Consider the following 15,221-nt stretch of genomic DNA (forward strand, 5'->3'; position numbering starts at 1 on the left):
GATGGGGGCCATCGTCTCTCCTTCCCGCGTCATGCCCGATGTCAGTGTCCGGAGTGGGAGTGCTCGGCACCGTGGTCCGCCGTGGCGGTGGGAACCGCCCCGGACGGCTGCTCCGCCCGTACGGTGAACGCGGCGGTGTGCACGGTTCCGTCGTGCTGGAAGTCGAGGAAGAGCCGGTAGTCGCCGCCGCTGGGAACCTCGGCGTAGAAGGTGATGCCGGGGCCGGCGGGGGTGACGCCGTCACCCGGAGCGCCGTCGGGGTGGACGTGCAGGTAGGCGAGGTCGCCCACGCGCAGCGCGACCAGATGCCCGTAGGCCCCGAGGTAGGGCTGCAGGTCGGTGACGGGCTTGCCGTCCCTGCTGATCTCGGCGGTGAGCCTGCTCGCGGCACCCGGGGTGAGGGTGCCGTCGAGCCGGACCGTGTATCCGTCGACCGTCACCGTACGGCTGGGCGCCGGGAGCGGCCGGGGCGCGTAGTCGCCGGCGGCGTACAGGTCGGCGCCGAGGGTCAGCCCCTCCCCGCCCTGGGGGGCGAAGTCGGCGAAGACCCGGTAGGCGCCGGCGTCGGGCAGCGTCAGCGGCACCGACCAGATCCCCTCGCCGGACAGCTCGGGATGCAGGTGCCGGAAGACGGTCGCATCCCGGCTGACCACGATGAAGTGCAGCTTCTTCTCGTGCTCGGTCTCGTAGGCGGTCACCGGCCGGCCGTCGGGGCCGTTCACGGTGAACCGGAACTCGGTCTCCGTCCCGGGGGTGATGGTCGTGGTCTGCGGGGTGAGGGTGTAGCCATTCTGGGACACCTGGAGTCCTCCCGGTACGTGTTCCGTCTTCTGCGCGGCCGGTGAGGGGGTCGCGTGGCCCCCGTGTCCGTTCTTCGCGGGCGCCGGTCCGGTCGCGCCGACCGCGCCGCCGACGCCGAACGCTCCCGCGAAGACCACGGCGAGGCCGAGGACATAGGCGCCCAGCCGGGCCGGAGTGTTCATCGCTTGTCCGCCACTTCGTATCCGGCCTCCTCGACGGCGGCCCTGATCCGGGCCGTGTCGAGGGGGCTGTCGCTTTCGACCGTCATCAGCCCGGTGGCCAGATCGACCTCGACACCGGTGACTCCGGGAACCTCGCCGACTTCCTCCTTGACCGAGCTGACGCAGTGGCCGCAGGTCATGCCGGTGACGGTGTAGGTGGCTGTGGTCATGACGCTTCTCCTTCGTGAGATCGATCAGGAACGGACGAGACGGGCGACGGCGTCGGAGGCTTCCTTGATCTTGAGGTCGGCCTCGGTGCCGCCCTTGGCGATGGCCTCGGCGACACAGTGCGCCATGTGCTCGTCCAGCAGTTCCAGGGCGAACGCCTGGAGCGCCCTGTTGGCGGCCGAGACCTGGGTGAGGATGTCGATGCAGTACTTGTCCTCCTCGACCATCCGCTGCAGTCCGCGGACCTGCCCCTCGATCCGGCGCAGCCGCCTGAGGTGGTCTTCCTTGGTCCCCGTGTATCCGGCCATCTCCCCGCCTTGCTCTGAGGTTCGCTGTCTCTATTGAACACCGTACCCCCCTAGGGTATTTCGGGCCCACCGCCACGGAGGGGCGGGCCCGCTCGGTGGGAGCTACACCCGCACTGCCTGGGCGTCCGTCTCGGCGGGTGCTGCCGATGCGGGCCTCCGCATGAGCAGCAGGGTGAGTACGGCGCCGGCCGCTGCCACGACCGCCGCGCCGGCGAAGGCCGCCTGGAAGCCGTCGGTGAGCGCCGCCGGGCCGTCCACCGCGGCCGCTCCCCCGCTCGTGGCGAGCGCGGTCATCACGGCCAGGCCGAGCGCCGAGCCGATCTGGTAGGTGGTGTTGACGATGCCCGAGGCCAGCCCGCTCTCCTCGGGTCGCGCGCCGGACATCGCCGACATCATCGCGGGGATGTAGGCCAGGGACATCCCCACCGCCGCGACCAGCGAGGCGGGCAGCACGTCGGCGACGAAGGTCCCGTCCGGCCGGACCAGGGACAGCCCGGCCACCCCCGCGGCCAGCACGGCGAGCCCGATGACGATCAGCGGCTTGGCGCCGAACCTGCCGAGCAGCCGGGCGGTGATCCCGATCATGAAGATCATGATCGCGATCGTCATGGGAAGCAGGGCCGCTCCGCTGGGGAAGGCGCTGTAGCCGAGGACCTGCTGCAGGTAGAGGTTGAGGAAGTACCACATCGGGATCCAGGCCGCGCCCAGCAGCGCCATCGCCAGGTTGGCGACGGCCAGCCCGGGGGTGCGCCAGATCCCCAGCGGCATGAGCGGCTCCCGGATCACGCGCTGCACGAGCAGGAACAGCGCGAGCAGCACGACCACCCCTGCCAGTTCCAGCAGCGTGGCGGCGGAGCCCCAGCCCTGTTCCGGCGCCCGCACGATGGCGAACACGGCCAGGGCTATCCCGGCGGTGACGGCGACGCCGCCGAGCACGTCCACGGAGCCCCGCCTGCCGGCCACCGCGGGCAGAAGCAGGGGCACGGCCAGCAGGGTGGCGATGCCGATGGGGATGTAGACGATGAACACCCACGGCCAGCTCAGATACTCGGTGATGACTCCGCCGAGGAACACCCCGGCGGTGCCACCGGCCGGGGCCGCGGCGCCGTACAGGGCCATGGCCCTGCCGAGCTCCCGCGAATCGTGCGAGAAGAGCATCATGAGCAGGGTCATCGAGGCCGGGGCGATGAGCGCGCCGCCGACGCCCTGCACACCACGGCCGAGGATCTCCATCCACGGGCTGCTCGCCGCGGCGGCCACGGCCGACCCGGCGATCAGGATGAGCCAGCCGATGGTGAAGATCCTGCGAGCGCCGAACAGGTCGGACAGGCGTCCGCCGAGCAGCAGCAGGCCGCCGAAGGCGATGACGTAGGCGTTGAAGACCCACTGCAGTGCGTCCGGGGAGAATCCCAGGTCGCGCTGCATGTCGGGCAAGGCGACCCCGATGATCGAGGTGTCCATGATGACCATGAACTGCGCCGCGGCGAGCACGATCAGCGCCCGCCACCTGCGCGGATTGACGGCGTTCATGCCGCACTCCTGTTCTTCGCATCCGCCCCGCGATGGGAGGATGCGGTAGAGGGTTGGGTGTGATGCCGAATCGGACCGGCCCCGCAGGTGGGCGTGCATGCCAGTGCACGCCCACCGCCTTCTTCGGGGCTCGATCCGCCGCTAGGACCGGCTCGCCAGCTGGTAGCCGGCTTGCTCCACCGCGGCGCGGATCTCCTCGTCGGTGAATCCCGAGCCGCTGACGGTGACCGCGCCCGCCGGCAGGTCGACGACCACCCCGGTCACGCCGCCGACCTTGCCGATCTCCCCGGACACCGAGGAGACGCAGTGGCCGCAGGTCATCCCGCTCACCGAATAGACCTTGCCGTCCGCCGCGCCCGCCTCAGCGGCCGCCACAGCCTGAGCCGATTCCGTGCCGCACGCACATGCAGTGCACATGCCAGTCCTCCTTACGCCTTTACCCCCATGGGGTATCTGCCGTCAGTGACGATAACATACCCCCAGGGGGTGTAAACCGCTCCAGGCCGGGGACCCGGATGGTTGTGAGACCGCGGAGCGGGCACATCGTCTCCGCACCGTGCGCGCACGATGCACGCGACGACCACATCGCCGGGCGCAGGGAACAGACACGGGAACCAGGCACAGGGACCGGCGGCGACGGCCGATAGTGTGACGTCGGTGACGACTGGCAACGCGGTTCGCAGGCTCGCCCCCTTGGGCGGGCTGCTGCTGGTTGCCGCCGTCATGTGCGGGCTGCTCACCATGCACGGGATTCAGCCCTCACCTGGACCGGCACCCGTTCCGAGCGTTCTCACCATGGAGCTCGGGCACGCCGCCGGCACCGGCATGCCCATGTCGCTCGACAGCCACCGTCAGGACGGGCACGGCTCCTCCCACGATGGCCACTCGGGCGGTCAGGTCTGCCTCGCCTTCCTGCTGGCCGGAGTGGGCCTCACGCTCGTCGCCGTCGTGACGGTGCTCGGCTGGGCCGTGCCGATGTCGAAGCGGCCCCTCCTCCGGAGGCTGCCGCGCGGGCCCACCGCCCGCCCCCGAGGACCGACCCTCGCCCAACTCTGCGTGATCCGGGTGTAGAAGCCGCACTCGGCGGTCTGCCCGACCGTCGAGCGCCGGCTCCTTTTCACCTCGATGAACACGGAGGGTGTTCGTTCATGAAGCGCATCGTCGTTCCCGCGGCCGTTCTCACGGCGGCCGGCCTGCTGAGCACCGCCTGCGGCTCCACCGATACCGGCGACCACACCGTGCCCGCCATGACCGCCACGTCGGCCATGCCGGCGACACCGGCTCCGGCGACGAGCCCGGTAGCCGACCACAATGACGAGGACGTCATGTTCGCCCAGATGATGATCCCCCATCATCGCCAGGCGGTGGAGATGGCGAAGCTGGCCGAAGACCATGCCGCCGGCAGCCAGGTCAAGGAGCTGGCCAAGAAGATCGAAGCGGCTCAGGATCCCGAGATCCGGACGATGAGCGGCTGGCTCACGAGCTGGGGCGTACAGGTGCCCGGCGGGCGCACCATGCCGATGGACCACGGCATGCCGGGGATGATGTCCGCCAAGGACATGAAGAAGCTGGAAGGTCTCAAGGGCGCCGCCTTCGACAAGGCGTTCCTGACCATGATGATCCAGCACCACGAAGGCGCCGTCGCCATGGCCGAGCAGGAGCAGGCGGCCGGCGTCTATGAGCCGGCCAAGCAGATGGCCGCCTCCATCGTCTCCAGCCAGTCGGCGGAGATCACCAGGATGAAGCAGCTCCTGCGGTAGGTCCGGGGGATGGGCGGCGAGTGCGCCTCGCCGCCCATCCACGCTGGGCCCGGCGCGCTCGTGGCGTACAGAACGCGGTTGGCCGGCATCGCCTCGGGATTGGCGATCGATAGTTGCCTGGTTGCTCACATGTGTAAGCGTGCGGTAATTGGATAACTACTGAAAGTAAGAATCGTAGATCGGCACTCATCCCGGAGGTAGCTCATGGCATCCGCCCCCACCCCCGACCGCACCGTGTCCTCCCGCGCCGGAACCGACGCCTGCCGCCCCGGCCCGGACGCCGAGCAGCACCCCGGCCGGCACGATCACACGCGCGAAGGCGGCTCCTGCCACTCCTCTCACCACGCCTAGGCCGAGGGGGGCGAGGCGAGCATGGGCGCCGGACACGAGCACGGGCACGACCATGGGCACGGGCATGACGGCCACGAGCACAGGCAGGTGAACGGGCAGGGCCACGGCGTGGTGATCCTGGACCCCCAATCGCCGAGGCCGGGGCACCTGGACCCACGCGGGGCGGCGGGTCTGCTGACGCCCGCCGACATCCGCAACCAGGTGTTCACCGTGGTGCGGCTACGGGAGGGCTACGACCTGGCCGAGGTCGACCGGTTCCTCGGGCTGGTGGAAGCGACCCTGATCAGCGTGCTGCGGGACAACGAGGCTCTGCGGGCCCGCATCGCCGGCCTCGCGGACGGCCCCGGCGATGACTCGCGGCACGTGCCGGCCGCCGTCGGCGACAGTCTGGCCCGCATCGTCGAGGCGGCCGGTCAGGCCGCCGACCAGACACTGGCCGCGGCACGCCGGGAAGCAGACGCCCTGGTGGCCCAGGCCCGCATCAGAGCCGAGCAGCTGGAAAGCACCGCGGCCGCCCCGCATGACCAGGCCGTCTCGCGTCAGGCCTTGGAAAGTCAGGTTCACAGCCTGCACACCTTCATCGCCACCTTCGGCAGCGGCCTCAAGGACACGGTCGACGCGCAGTTGGAGCGGCTCCACACGCTGCTCGACGAGCTGTGCGACCCCGGCGGCAGCGCCGCAGACCGGCGGTCGGCGGGCGAGGCCGCTCCCGGCTGAGCCGCGCCACCGACCACCCGACACACCGCACCCCTCCCCCGACCCGGTCATCCGTTGGTTCCCTCTCCCGTTCAGGAGGTAGTCGCGCATGCCGCCATTGGCGCTGGTGTGGGCCGCACGGCCGGTGCTGGACCTCGCACCGCCCCGGCAGGAGGTGATGGGGGCGGTGCTGCTGGTGTGCGCCTCCACCCTGATCGGCGCGTTCCTGGCCCGCCGCAACTCCGCGCGGATGAGTCTTTGGCTGGTCATCGCCTCGGCGATGATGCTGGTCACGGCGCTGGTCGACCTGGCACCGGACGCGTGGGAAGAGGCCCACGAGGCCGGCGTCCCCGCCTGGGTGCTCGCGTTGTCCGCCGGCTTCGGCTTCGCGGTCATCACCTACTTCACCCGCCGCGGCTGCGCGTGCCCGGACGACGAACCACCCCGCGCCGCCCTGCACGCTCCCGGGCTGCACCGCCGGGTCAAACAAGGAATCGACGCAGCGGTGTTCGGCGGCATGGGCGCCGCCGCCGCACTCACCTTGCACCGCGCCGTGGAAGGCGCCGCCCTGGCCCTGACCGCCTCCGTCGTGGTCATCATCGCGCTGGTCGTGCACTCGGCCAGCGAGGGCCTCGCGCTGGCGGCGCTGCTCGACATCGCCAAGCAGCGCCTGCTGCCCTGGCTGGTCGTGGCCTGCCTCAGCCCGGCCGTCGGCGTGGCGATCGCGACCTTCAGCCCCCTGCCCGACCACCTGGTGCCGATCCTGCTGGCCATGGTGATGGGCGTGCTGTGCAGGACCGCCGTCGTCGGGATGAAACTCGCCGCGAGCAGACAGCAAGGCGGACGGCTGTCGCGGCGGCACATCGCCATCGCCGCCACCACGGCCGCCGGAGCCGGGCTCCTGCTGGCCACCGCCCACACTCTCGGTGAAGAGGAAGAGCCGCCGCGCCTGCTCACCGCCCCTCGCGACGCCGCCGGCATGGCCACGCCACCGGCCCCCACCCCACGCGATGGCGGTCATCAGACCGGGCAGGACAAGCGCCTCACCACGCTCCCCGCACCGCCCCGGCGCTCGCCGAGCCCATCGTTCCCGCCCCCGGCGGCGGCAGCCCCGGCCTCCGCTCGCCCGGCCGAGCGGACCCCACCGGCAGACGGCCCGGCGACTCAGGCGGCGGAGCGGCGCGCGGCACCGCCTCCGCTGAGCAGGAACGAACTCAGCCATGCGGTCCGCTCAGGGCGGATCAGCCTGGCCGAGGTCTTCCGGCGCACCGACCCGGTCACCCAGCACACCCCGATCCGGCGGATCCTGCGCGCCCTGCCCGGAGCCACCCCCGCCACCGTGCGCGACCTGATCACCGCCACCGGGGTGGGCGCCAAAGAGCACATCGCCGACCTCAGCGACCGGCAACGCCGCACCCTGCTGACCGCCCTCACCCACCGGCCCGAACTCGTCGCGTCCACCCATACCGCGGACGGCGACTGACGCCACCCGCCTCGTCTCCCGCATCTCCCGCACGAAGGCCCGTCACCGCGGCTCGCGCGGCACAGGGCGGCAGCCTATGGTTCAGGAGTTCCTGAATTCAGGATGCTCTGTACTATCGAGGCGTGGACACCATCGCCTCCGACATCGACATGCTCGCCCGGTTCGGCCGTGCCCTGGCCGACCCGATCCGCTGCCGCATCCTGATCGCGCTTCGTGAGGCTCCGGCCCACCCGGCCGACCTGGCCGACCTGCTTGAGATCTCCCGCACCCGTCTGAGCAACCACCTGGCCTGCCTGCGTGACTGCGGCCTGGTCGTGGCCGTGCCCGTCGGCCGCCGTACCCGCTATGAGCTGGCCGACGAGCGGCTCGGCCACGCGCTGGACGACCTGCGCACCGCGGTGATCGCGGTTGCCGCCGACCGAACGTGCGTGGACGCGGACGAGAAAGGCTGTTGCCGATGACCTCGATCTCGCTCGGCCCGGCCTCGGCCCGCCGCGACATGCTCCGGCGGCGCATCCGGCTGCTGGTGGCCGCGACCATCACCTACAACGTCATCGAGGCCGTCGTCGCCGTCACCGCCGGCACCCTCGCCTCCTCGGCCGCACTGGTCGGATTCGGCCTGGACTCCGTCGTAGAGGTCGCCTCCGCCACCGCGGTGGCCTGGCAGTTCTCCGCGACCGACCACCAGGCGCGGGAGAAGACCGCGCTGAGGATCATCGCGATCTCCTTTTTCGCGCTGGCCGCCTACGTCACCGTCGACGCCGTACGCGCCCTGCTCGGCGCCGGTGAGGCCGAGCACTCCACTCCCGGCCTGATCCTGGCCGCCCTCTCACTGGTGATCATGCCGTTGCTGTCGTACGCCCAGCGCCGCGCCGGCCGCGAGCTCGGCTCCGCCTCGGCGGTCGCCGACTCCAAGCAGACCCTGATGTGCACCTACCTGTCGGCGGTGCTGCTCGCCGGGCTCGCCCTCAACAGTGCCTTCGGCTGGTCCTGGGCCGACCCGATCGCCGCCCTGGTCATCGCCGCCGTGGCGGTCAAGGAAGGCCGCGAAGCCTGGCGCGGCGACGCCTGCTGCGCCGCTCCCGCGCTCACTTCGTCCGCCTCGTCCGACGGGTGCGCCGACCCGTGCTGCTCCCCCACCCAGGACGACCCGTACCATCGGCCATGACAGTCATCCGTTCCCTGCTGCTTTTCGTCCTGGCCGCCCTCGCCGAGATCGGCGGAGCGTGGCTGGTCTGGCAAGGCGTACGAGAGCAGCGTGGCCTGCTGTGGATCGGCGGCGGCGTGATCGCGCTCGGCCTGTACGGACTGGTCGCCACGCTCCAGCCGGACGCGAACTTCGGCCGCATCCTGGCCGCCTACGGTGGTGTCTTCATCGCCGGATCCCTGGCCTGGGGCATGCTGGTCGACGGGTTCCGGCCCGACCGCTGGGACGTCGTCGGTGCGCTCGTCTGCCTGGCCGGCGTCCTGATCATCATGTACGCGCCACGTGGCTGACCGAGCACGGTGAGGGTGGATCAATCCGCTCGCGAACTCGAGACCGCGCTCTTTTGAACGGGGGGAAAGCGACAGGCTTCCGGCCCGCTGCCCCCAGGTGTCCATATCACCTACGGCTATTTCTAGGCCATATATGGCTGGACAGCGTTTCAGCCGTGTTAGGCCGGGAGTCATTCCCGCTGTCAAACATTCCCAGTGGACGCATCCCTCGACGCCACCACTGGGAGCATCATGGGTCCCGCCCTCAGCCGCCGCGCCTTCCTGCTCGCCTCCGGAATGACCACGACGGGCGTCGCGCTGGAGATCGCGCTTTCCTCCACCCCGGCCGCCTCCTCGGCCGTGACGCCCTCGACCACGACGCCCATGACGACGGTCCACACCGTCGCCGGACCGCACGGCACCGGCGGATACCGCAGGCTGTCCGACGGCCCTGGCTGGCGGCGGGTGACACGCACCGAACTGGCCGAGGCCAAGAAGGGCAGGGCCGAACGACGCACAGCGCTGGCCTGCTTCGTCCAGTTCACCGACCTGCACATCACCGACGTGCAGAACCCGCAGCGTTACGAGTTCCTGCGCGCCGGAGACATGGGCTCCTGGCGCCCGCAGGAGGCGTTGACCGCCGTCGGCGCCGTCTCATTGATCGAACAGGTCAACGCCCTGCGGTACGGCCCGGCCACCCGGGCGCCGATCGGCTTCGTCATGACCACCGGTGACAACACCGACAACAACTCCCGGATCGAACTGGAGTGGTTCCTCACCGCCATGACCGGCGGCCGCTTCACCCCCAACACCGGTGACCCCGGCGCGTACGAGGGCGTGCAGAACTCGGGCCTTGGCCTCTACTGGCAGCCCGATTCCGGCATGCGCGACATCGACAAGCGGGTAGGGTTCCCCCGCCTGGACGGCTTCCTGGAGGCGGCCATCCGCGAGGTGAGCAGCCCCGGCCTGGCCATACCGTGGTATTCCACCATCGGCAATCACGACCAGCTCTTCGGCGGCGCCTATTCCGCGGCCGGGGGTTTCTTCGCCGACCTGGCCACCGGCTCGCGCAAGCTGTACGCCCTGCCCGCCTCCGAGGCCGGCGCCGTCTACCGGGCACTGCGCCGGGGAGACCCCACGGGCGCCCACTTCCGTGCCGCGTGGAAGCGCTACAGGGGCAAGGCCCGCACGGTCACCGCCGACGAGCGCCGCGCCCCGCTGAGCCCGCACGCCTACATCGCCGCTCACCTCGACCCGGCGTACACCGGCTCGGGACCCGTCGGCCACGGCTACACGCGGGACAATCTCGACAGCGGCCGGCTGGACTACTCCTTCCGGATCGCCGACGGGGTCGTCGGCATCAGCCTGGACACCACCGACCGCGGCGGCGACTACCGCGGATCGGTCGGCACCCGGCAGCTGGCCTGGCTGGAGCGGACCCTGAAGACCCACGCCGACGACACCGCGTTGATCTTCAGTCATCACCCGAGCTGGGCCATGACCAACCTCGCCCCCAATCCGGCCCGCCCGCACGAGAAGCGCCACGGCGGGCAGGAGTTGCTGGCAGCGCTGAGGAAGCACGGCAACGTGGCCGCGTGGATCAACGGCCACTCCCACCTCAACAAGATCGTCCCTCATGGCGGCTTCTGGGAGATCTCCACCGCCTCCCACGTCGATTACCCGCAGCTGGCAAGAGTCGTCGAACTGGCCGACAATCACGACGGGACGCTGTCCCTGTTCACCACGCTGGTGGAGTCGGCCGCGCCACACCGCACCGACTTCACCGATCTGTCCCAAAATGGCCTGGCCGCGCTCTACCGGGAGCTCTCGTTCAACTCCCCCGGAATGCGGAGCGGGCTGGCGGGCCTGCCCGGTGACCGCAACACCGAGCTTCTGTTGAAGAAGCACTGACGGCGCGTCTGCGGGCACCGGCTGCCCGCGAAGGTGGCAGAGCGGGCATATTGGCCGTGCCGGAAATCGCCGAATCTGCATGGCGAATATCCCCAGAATGGTCGGCCACTGTAACGTTTTTTAGCCGCATAGTAGTTTGCGTTCATGTTGAGCCTATTTGCTGCATGTCGGCCGGCCACTCTGCGACCCGCGGTCGTCTGGGCGGCCGTCGCCGGGGTCATCGCCGCCGGGTCGCCGATCACGCTCGGGTCGCCCCCCGCGTACGCGCGGGATTCGGGCTCCTCCGCCAACGCCGTCATCGTCTGGGACCGTAACGCCCAGACCGCGATTTGGGACATCGCCCGTCAGCAGCCGCAGGTCCAGGCACGCAGCTTCGCGATGGTGCACGGAGCGGTCTACGACGCGGTGAACGCGATCGCCGGCGCTCCCTACCAGCCGTACCTGGCCGCACCGGCCGCCGACGGCACCGAATCGACGGACGCGGCCGTCGCGACCGCGGGCTACCTGGTGTTGCAAGCGCTGTTCCCCGACCAGCAGGCGAGGTTGAAGACCGAGTACGACGAGTCGCTGGGCGCGATACCCGACGGCACGGCGAAACAGCGTGGAATCACCGTGGGCGCTCAGGCGGCCGATGCGATGATCGCAGCGCGGCGGAACGACGGGGCGTTCGGTGACCAGACCTGGCCCGTGGGCACCCGCCCTGGTCAGTGGCGGCCGACGCCGCCCACGTTCGCCTCGGACGGGGCATGGGTCGGTCACCTCAAGCCGTTCCTCATCCCCAGCGCGTCCATCTTCCGTACGTCCGGCCCGCCGGCGCTCACCAGCCGCCAGTACGCCCGGGACTTCAACGAGGTCAAGACGGTCGGCTCGGCGACCAGCACGGTCAGGACGGCCGACCAGACGCAGGCCGCGATCTGGTGGCACGACCGGCATCTGGCCGAATGGGAGATCAAGCGTCAGCTCGCGACGCGGCAGCGCCTGAACACTCTTCAGACGGCGCGGATGTTCGCCATGGTCGACCTGGCCGAGGCCGACGCCACGATCGCCTGCTACAATGAGAAGGCGGCATGGAACTTCTGGCGGCCGGTCACCGCGATCCGGCTGGCCGACACGGACGACAACCCGGCGACGGCCGCCGACCCCGAATGGACACCGTTGCTCGTCACGCCGCCGCACCCCGACTACACGTCCGGGCACACCTGTTTCACGGCGGCGAGCATGTCGGCGTTGCGGCACTTCTTCGGCCGGGACGACATCCCCTTCAGCGGCTACAGCGCCGACTCGGGCACCACCAGGTATTTCCGCGGTTTCTCCCAGGCGCTCGCCGAGGTCGTCGAGGCCCGCATCTGGGGTGGTATCCACACCCGCACCGCGGACGTGCAGGGCGCGAAGATCGGCGCGCAGGTCACCGCCTACATGATCGCGCACTACTTCAAGCCGAGGCCGAGGAGCCGGTAGAGCCGTGCGGCCGCTGTTGCCCGGTGTGCTCAGGAAAGCCGGCCTTCCCGCTGGTCAGGATGCGCAGACGGCCACGGCTGTGATGGCGCTCCGGCCCTCCTGGGTCAGGCGGATTAGCGAGGACCTCTTGTGCGCCGGATTGGGGACGAACTCGACCAGGCCCCGCGCGGCCGCGTCGTTGATCGTGCGCTGGACGAACTGGCGGCTCAACGCCTGGGTCCGTCCCATCTGAGGAACGGTCATCGGGCCGTGCTCGCGGAGCATGGTGAGCACGGCCCGCACCCCTACCGACAGCCCCTCGATCGCCGTGTCCTGCTCCACCTTGCGGAAGGCACGCCGGTACAGCGGCCCCACAAGGTCGAACACCTGGGCGAGCCGGCACCAGCGAGCCGTACTTCACCGATCCCTGGACCACCCGTCAGGCAAGTAGGCTGACCGCCATCGCCCGCGACGGTGCAGGAGATGCTCATGACCACCGACCCGACGATGACCCGGATCGGCCAAGGGGTGGAGTTGCATCACCACCGAGGTCAGCGTGAAGCCGCTCGCGACTTGTTCGCGCAGATCTGGGACGACATCGGCGGCGAGCAAGGCGACCCGCTGCATGTCTGCGTCCTTGCCCACTCGATGGCCGACGTGCAGGACGACGTGCACCAGGAGCTGATCTGGGATCTGCGGGCGCTTGCCGCCGCCGATCTCGTCACCGATGAGCGGGTGGCCCAAGCCGGCGTGCCGCTTTCAGTGGCCGGCTTGTATCCGTCGTTGCACCTGAACCTGAGTGAGTGCTATCGCAAGCTGGGCGATCTCGGCCGCGCCCGTGAGCACCTCCAGCAGGCGCGGGCCACGATCGGCGCGCTCGGCGACGACGAGTACGGGCGGCTCATCAGGGGCGGCCTGGAGCGGCTGGCCGAACAGTTGGGTGAGGCCACCTGACCGCGCCCCGAATGAGCCGGGTCACCGCCTGCCCGGCAGAAGCTGCGCGACCATCTCGGCGAACTCCTCCGGGGAGACGATCCGCACGCCGAGGGATTCGGCCTTCGCCCGCTTAGACCCCGCGTTCTCTCCCGCGACGACCAACGAGGTCTTCGCCGAAACGCTGGACGACGCCCGGCCTCCGGCCTGTTCGACGAGCTCGTTCATCTGGTTGCGGGACAACGCCGCCAGCTGCCCGCTCATCGCGCCCGTGACCACGACCGTCATCCCGGTCAGTGGCAGAGCACCGGGTTCGTCTCCGCCCGGCGCCGCGGTGGTCGTGCCGCCCTCGTCACCGGCCACCGCCGCCACGCCGGGCTCGACCATGTTCACCCCGGCGCGGACGAGCTTGTCGACGAGGTCGCTCAGCTCGGCCAGCTCGGCGACGATCACGGGCGCCTTCTCCGGGCCGATGCCGTCCACCTTCTGGAACTCCTCCGCGTCGGCCGCACGGATGGCCTCCATGCTGCCGAAGTGCCGGGCGATGCGGCGGCTCATCGAGCGTCCCGTCCCCCTGACCCCGAGCGCGCAGAACACCCGGCTCAGCGGTCTGGTCCTGGCCCTGTCGATGGCGGTCAGGAGGTTGCCGGTGGACACCTCCCCCATCCGCTCCAGGCCCAGTAGCTGCTCGCGGGTGAGGAAGAACAGGTCGCCGAAGTCGGCGATCAACCCGGCGTCCAGCATCTGCTGGATGCGGTTGTCGGCCAGTCCTTCCACGTCCAACTGGTCGCGGCCGACCGCGTACCGGATCGAGGCGATCGCGCGGCAGGTGCGGCCTCGCACGCACCTCCACCGCTCCTGCGACGCGTCGATCTCACCGCCGCAGGTCGGGCACACCTCCGGGAACACGATGGGCTGCTCGTCGCCGGTGCGCAGGTGCACCACCGGGGACTCCACCCGCGGGATCACGTCGCCGGCCTTGTAGACGACGACGCTGTCCCCCAGCATCAGACCACGGCGCTTGATGTCGGAGGGGTTGTGCAGCGTCGCGTACGTCACGACGGAGCCGTCCAGCTCCACCGGCTCCAGGACCGCCCGCGGGGCGATGACTCCGGTCCGGCCGGTGTTCCACTCCACCCCGAGCAGCTTCGTGATCTTCTGCACGGCCGGCAGCTTGTACGCGATCGCCCACCGCGGCGCCCGCGAGCCGAACCCGGCCTGCGCCTGGTCCGCCGCGTCATCCGCCTTGATGACGATGCCGTCGATCCCGAACGGCAGCTCCGGCCGCGCGGCCGCGATCTCCTCGACCCGCTGCTGCACCTGCTCCACACTCGTCGCGACGATCCCGGCGACCGCGGTCCCGGCCGTGGTCTGCACACCCTGCCCGGCAACCCAGTCCATCACCCGGCTGTGCGGCCACTCCCGCAGCCGCGTCGCGAGGTCGGAGGTGTCATCGGGCAGCGGCAACGCGCCGTACCCGAAGAACGTCAGCTCGCACACGTACGGCCGGTCCTGCGCCCTCAGCGTGCCCGCGGCGGCGCTGCGCGGGTTCGCGAACGTGGTCCCGTCATGCGCCTGCCGTTTCGCACACGCCTCCTCGAACTGCCGGGCGGTCATCATCACCTCGCCACGCAGCTCCACGGTGACCGGGTCGGCCAGCCGCCCGGGGAGGCCGACGATCGTGCCGATCGCGTGTGAGACGTCCTCGCCCGCGCTCCCGTCGCCGCGGGTGACCAACTGGACGAGGCGGCCGTCACGGTAGCGGGCGGCGATCGCCAGCCCGTCCAGCTTCGGCTCCACCGACCATGCGGTTACCGGGCGGCCGAGCCTGCGTTCCAGCGATGCGGTCCAGCCGGCCAGCTCCTCAGGCCCGAACACGTTGTCCAAGCTGAGCATGGGCACGGTGTGCGGGACATCACCCACGACTCCGGCGACCTTGCCCGTCGGCGAGGCCTCCAGCACGTGGTCGGGGTGGGCCTTCTCGTAGGCGGCGATGCCACGGACGAGCCTGTCGTAGGCGTCATCGTCCAGTGAGGAGGTGCCGTCGCCGTAGTAGGCCGCGGCCGCGTCGGCCGCCAGCTGGACCGCCTCGGCGTAGGCGGTCTCGTCGGCGATCGCGTCGATCGGGGGCGCTTCAGTCATGCGG

Annotated in this window: 18 protein-coding genes; 11 read left to right on the forward strand and 7 right to left on the reverse strand. The window is 70.5% G+C overall.

The genetic code is table 11. From position 1 onward, the window contains the following. Positions 1 to 41: 41 nt before the first annotated feature. The 5 genes from Msi02_RS36625 to Msi02_RS36645 all read right to left on the reverse strand — a co-directional run bounded on the left by Msi02_RS36625 (position 42) and on the right by Msi02_RS36645 (position 3,403). Positions 42 to 983, reverse strand: coding sequence for a DUF8832 domain-containing protein (locus Msi02_RS36625; RefSeq protein WP_204052385.1), 942 nt, complete (start codon positions 981 to 983; stop codon positions 42 to 44). Then, positions 980 to 1,192, reverse strand: coding sequence for a heavy-metal-associated domain-containing protein (locus tag Msi02_RS36630; protein WP_079318082.1), 213 nt, complete (start codon positions 1,190 to 1,192; stop codon positions 980 to 982). The genes Msi02_RS36625 and Msi02_RS36630 overlap by 4 nt, the downstream gene beginning before the upstream one ends. A gap of 24 nt (positions 1,193 to 1,216) precedes the next feature. Beyond that, positions 1,217 to 1,498 carry a metal-sensitive transcriptional regulator gene (locus tag Msi02_RS36635; RefSeq protein WP_079318080.1) on the reverse strand — a complete coding sequence of 94 codons (282 nt, stop codon included), beginning with the start codon at positions 1,496 to 1,498 and terminating at the stop codon, positions 1,217 to 1,219. 102 nt (positions 1,499 to 1,600) lie between these two features. Next, positions 1,601 to 3,028, reverse strand: coding sequence for an MFS transporter (locus Msi02_RS36640; protein WP_204052386.1), 1,428 nt, complete (start codon positions 3,026 to 3,028; stop codon positions 1,601 to 1,603). A 141-nt stretch (positions 3,029 to 3,169) separates the two neighbouring features. After that, the gene (locus tag Msi02_RS36645) at positions 3,170 to 3,403 is read right to left on the reverse strand and encodes a heavy-metal-associated domain-containing protein (protein WP_239109088.1); all 234 of its coding nucleotides are present in this window, start codon (positions 3,401 to 3,403) and stop codon (positions 3,170 to 3,172) included. A gap of 282 nt (positions 3,404 to 3,685) precedes the next feature. On the opposite strand from Msi02_RS36645, the gene Msi02_RS36650 reads away from it, so the two are divergent. From Msi02_RS36650 to Msi02_RS36695, 10 genes are all read left to right on the forward strand, one after another. After that, entirely contained in the window at positions 3,686 to 4,099 is a 414-nt protein-coding gene (locus tag Msi02_RS36650) for a DUF6153 family protein (RefSeq protein ID WP_204052388.1), read from the forward strand. Between the two features lie 77 nt (positions 4,100 to 4,176). Then, complete coding sequence (locus tag Msi02_RS36655; RefSeq protein ID WP_204052389.1) at positions 4,177 to 4,788, forward strand: DUF305 domain-containing protein; 612 nt, start codon at positions 4,177 to 4,179, stop codon at positions 4,786 to 4,788. Positions 4,789 to 4,992: 204 nt separating this feature from the next. Beyond that, a complete protein-coding gene (locus Msi02_RS36660; protein WP_204052390.1) occupies positions 4,993 to 5,139 on the forward strand; it encodes a hypothetical protein in 147 nt (48 codons plus the stop codon). Positions 5,140 to 5,160: 21 nt separating this feature from the next. Then, positions 5,161 to 5,856: a DivIVA domain-containing protein gene (locus Msi02_RS36665; RefSeq protein WP_204052391.1), complete on the forward strand. Its 696-nt coding sequence runs from the start codon at positions 5,161 to 5,163 to the stop codon at positions 5,854 to 5,856. An 88-nt stretch (positions 5,857 to 5,944) separates the two neighbouring features. After that, complete coding sequence (locus tag Msi02_RS36670) at positions 5,945 to 7,318, forward strand: hypothetical protein (RefSeq protein ID WP_204052392.1); 1,374 nt, start codon at positions 5,945 to 5,947, stop codon at positions 7,316 to 7,318. Positions 7,319 to 7,440: 122 nt separating this feature from the next. Next, a complete protein-coding gene (locus Msi02_RS36675; RefSeq protein ID WP_275414208.1) occupies positions 7,441 to 7,779 on the forward strand; it encodes an ArsR/SmtB family transcription factor in 339 nt (112 codons plus the stop codon). Further along, positions 7,776 to 8,486: a cation efflux transmembrane domain-containing protein gene (locus Msi02_RS36680; RefSeq protein ID WP_204052393.1), complete on the forward strand. Its 711-nt coding sequence runs from the start codon at positions 7,776 to 7,778 to the stop codon at positions 8,484 to 8,486. The genes Msi02_RS36675 and Msi02_RS36680 overlap by 4 nt, the downstream gene beginning before the upstream one ends. Further along, entirely contained in the window at positions 8,483 to 8,815 is a 333-nt protein-coding gene (locus Msi02_RS36685; protein WP_204052394.1) for a YnfA family protein, read from the forward strand. Before Msi02_RS36680 ends, Msi02_RS36685 begins: the two co-directional genes overlap by 4 nt. A gap of 231 nt (positions 8,816 to 9,046) precedes the next feature. Next, positions 9,047 to 10,705, forward strand: coding sequence for a TIGR03767 family metallophosphoesterase (locus Msi02_RS36690; protein ID WP_204052395.1), 1,659 nt, complete (start codon positions 9,047 to 9,049; stop codon positions 10,703 to 10,705). 144 nt (positions 10,706 to 10,849) lie between these two features. After that, complete coding sequence (locus tag Msi02_RS36695; RefSeq protein ID WP_204052396.1) at positions 10,850 to 12,163, forward strand: vanadium-dependent haloperoxidase; 1,314 nt, start codon at positions 10,850 to 10,852, stop codon at positions 12,161 to 12,163. 54 nt (positions 12,164 to 12,217) lie between these two features. Here the strand turns inward: Msi02_RS36695 and Msi02_RS36700 are convergent, their stop codons facing one another. Next, the gene (locus tag Msi02_RS36700; protein WP_204052397.1) at positions 12,218 to 12,529 is read right to left on the reverse strand and encodes a MarR family winged helix-turn-helix transcriptional regulator; all 312 of its coding nucleotides are present in this window, start codon (positions 12,527 to 12,529) and stop codon (positions 12,218 to 12,220) included. A 102-nt stretch (positions 12,530 to 12,631) separates the two neighbouring features. Between Msi02_RS36700 and Msi02_RS36705 the strand changes: the two genes are divergently transcribed. Beyond that, positions 12,632 to 13,096 (forward strand): hypothetical protein, encoded by a 465-nt coding sequence (locus tag Msi02_RS36705; RefSeq protein ID WP_204052398.1) that lies wholly within the window; start codon positions 12,632 to 12,634, stop codon positions 13,094 to 13,096. A gap of 21 nt (positions 13,097 to 13,117) precedes the next feature. On the opposite strand, the gene ligA is transcribed toward Msi02_RS36705, so the two are convergent. After that, complete coding sequence (gene ligA / locus Msi02_RS36710) at positions 13,118 to 15,217, reverse strand: NAD-dependent DNA ligase LigA (RefSeq protein WP_204052399.1); 2,100 nt, start codon at positions 15,215 to 15,217, stop codon at positions 13,118 to 13,120. Between the last annotated feature and the right edge of the window lie 4 nt (positions 15,218 to 15,221).

It is taken from the genome of Microbispora siamensis (assembly GCF_016863095.1).
In the GTDB taxonomy this organism is placed as follows: domain Bacteria; phylum Actinomycetota; class Actinomycetes; order Streptosporangiales; family Streptosporangiaceae; genus Microbispora; species Microbispora siamensis.

Excerpts from the sequence above, each read along its gene's own strand:
- Msi02_RS36625 (WP_204052385.1), bottom strand. The coding sequence starts at position 983 with ATGAACACTCCGGCCCGGCTGGGCGCCTATGTCCTCGGCCTCGCCGTG.
- Msi02_RS36630 (WP_079318082.1), bottom strand. The coding sequence starts at position 1,192 with ATGACCACAGCCACCTACACCGTCACCGGCATGACCTGCGGCCACTGC.
- Msi02_RS36635 (WP_079318080.1), bottom strand. The coding sequence starts at position 1,498 with ATGGCCGGATACACGGGGACCAAGGAAGACCACCTCAGGCGGCTGCGC.
- Msi02_RS36640 (WP_204052386.1), bottom strand. The coding sequence starts at position 3,028 with ATGAACGCCGTCAATCCGCGCAGGTGGCGGGCGCTGATCGTGCTCGCC.
- Msi02_RS36655 (WP_204052389.1), top strand. The coding sequence starts at position 4,177 with ATGAAGCGCATCGTCGTTCCCGCGGCCGTTCTCACGGCGGCCGGCCTG.
- Msi02_RS36660 (WP_204052390.1), top strand. The coding sequence starts at position 4,993 with ATGGCATCCGCCCCCACCCCCGACCGCACCGTGTCCTCCCGCGCCGGA.
- Msi02_RS36665 (WP_204052391.1), top strand. The coding sequence starts at position 5,161 with ATGGGCGCCGGACACGAGCACGGGCACGACCATGGGCACGGGCATGAC.
- Msi02_RS36670 (WP_204052392.1), top strand. The coding sequence starts at position 5,945 with ATGCCGCCATTGGCGCTGGTGTGGGCCGCACGGCCGGTGCTGGACCTC.
- Msi02_RS36680 (WP_204052393.1), top strand. The coding sequence starts at position 7,776 with ATGACCTCGATCTCGCTCGGCCCGGCCTCGGCCCGCCGCGACATGCTC.
- Msi02_RS36685 (WP_204052394.1), top strand. The coding sequence starts at position 8,483 with ATGACAGTCATCCGTTCCCTGCTGCTTTTCGTCCTGGCCGCCCTCGCC.
- Msi02_RS36690 (WP_204052395.1), top strand. The coding sequence starts at position 9,047 with ATGGGTCCCGCCCTCAGCCGCCGCGCCTTCCTGCTCGCCTCCGGAATG.
- Msi02_RS36695 (WP_204052396.1), top strand. The coding sequence starts at position 10,850 with ATGTTGAGCCTATTTGCTGCATGTCGGCCGGCCACTCTGCGACCCGCG.
- Msi02_RS36705 (WP_204052398.1), top strand. The coding sequence starts at position 12,632 with ATGACCACCGACCCGACGATGACCCGGATCGGCCAAGGGGTGGAGTTG.
- ligA (WP_204052399.1), bottom strand. The coding sequence starts at position 15,217 with ATGACTGAAGCGCCCCCGATCGACGCGATCGCCGACGAGACCGCCTAC.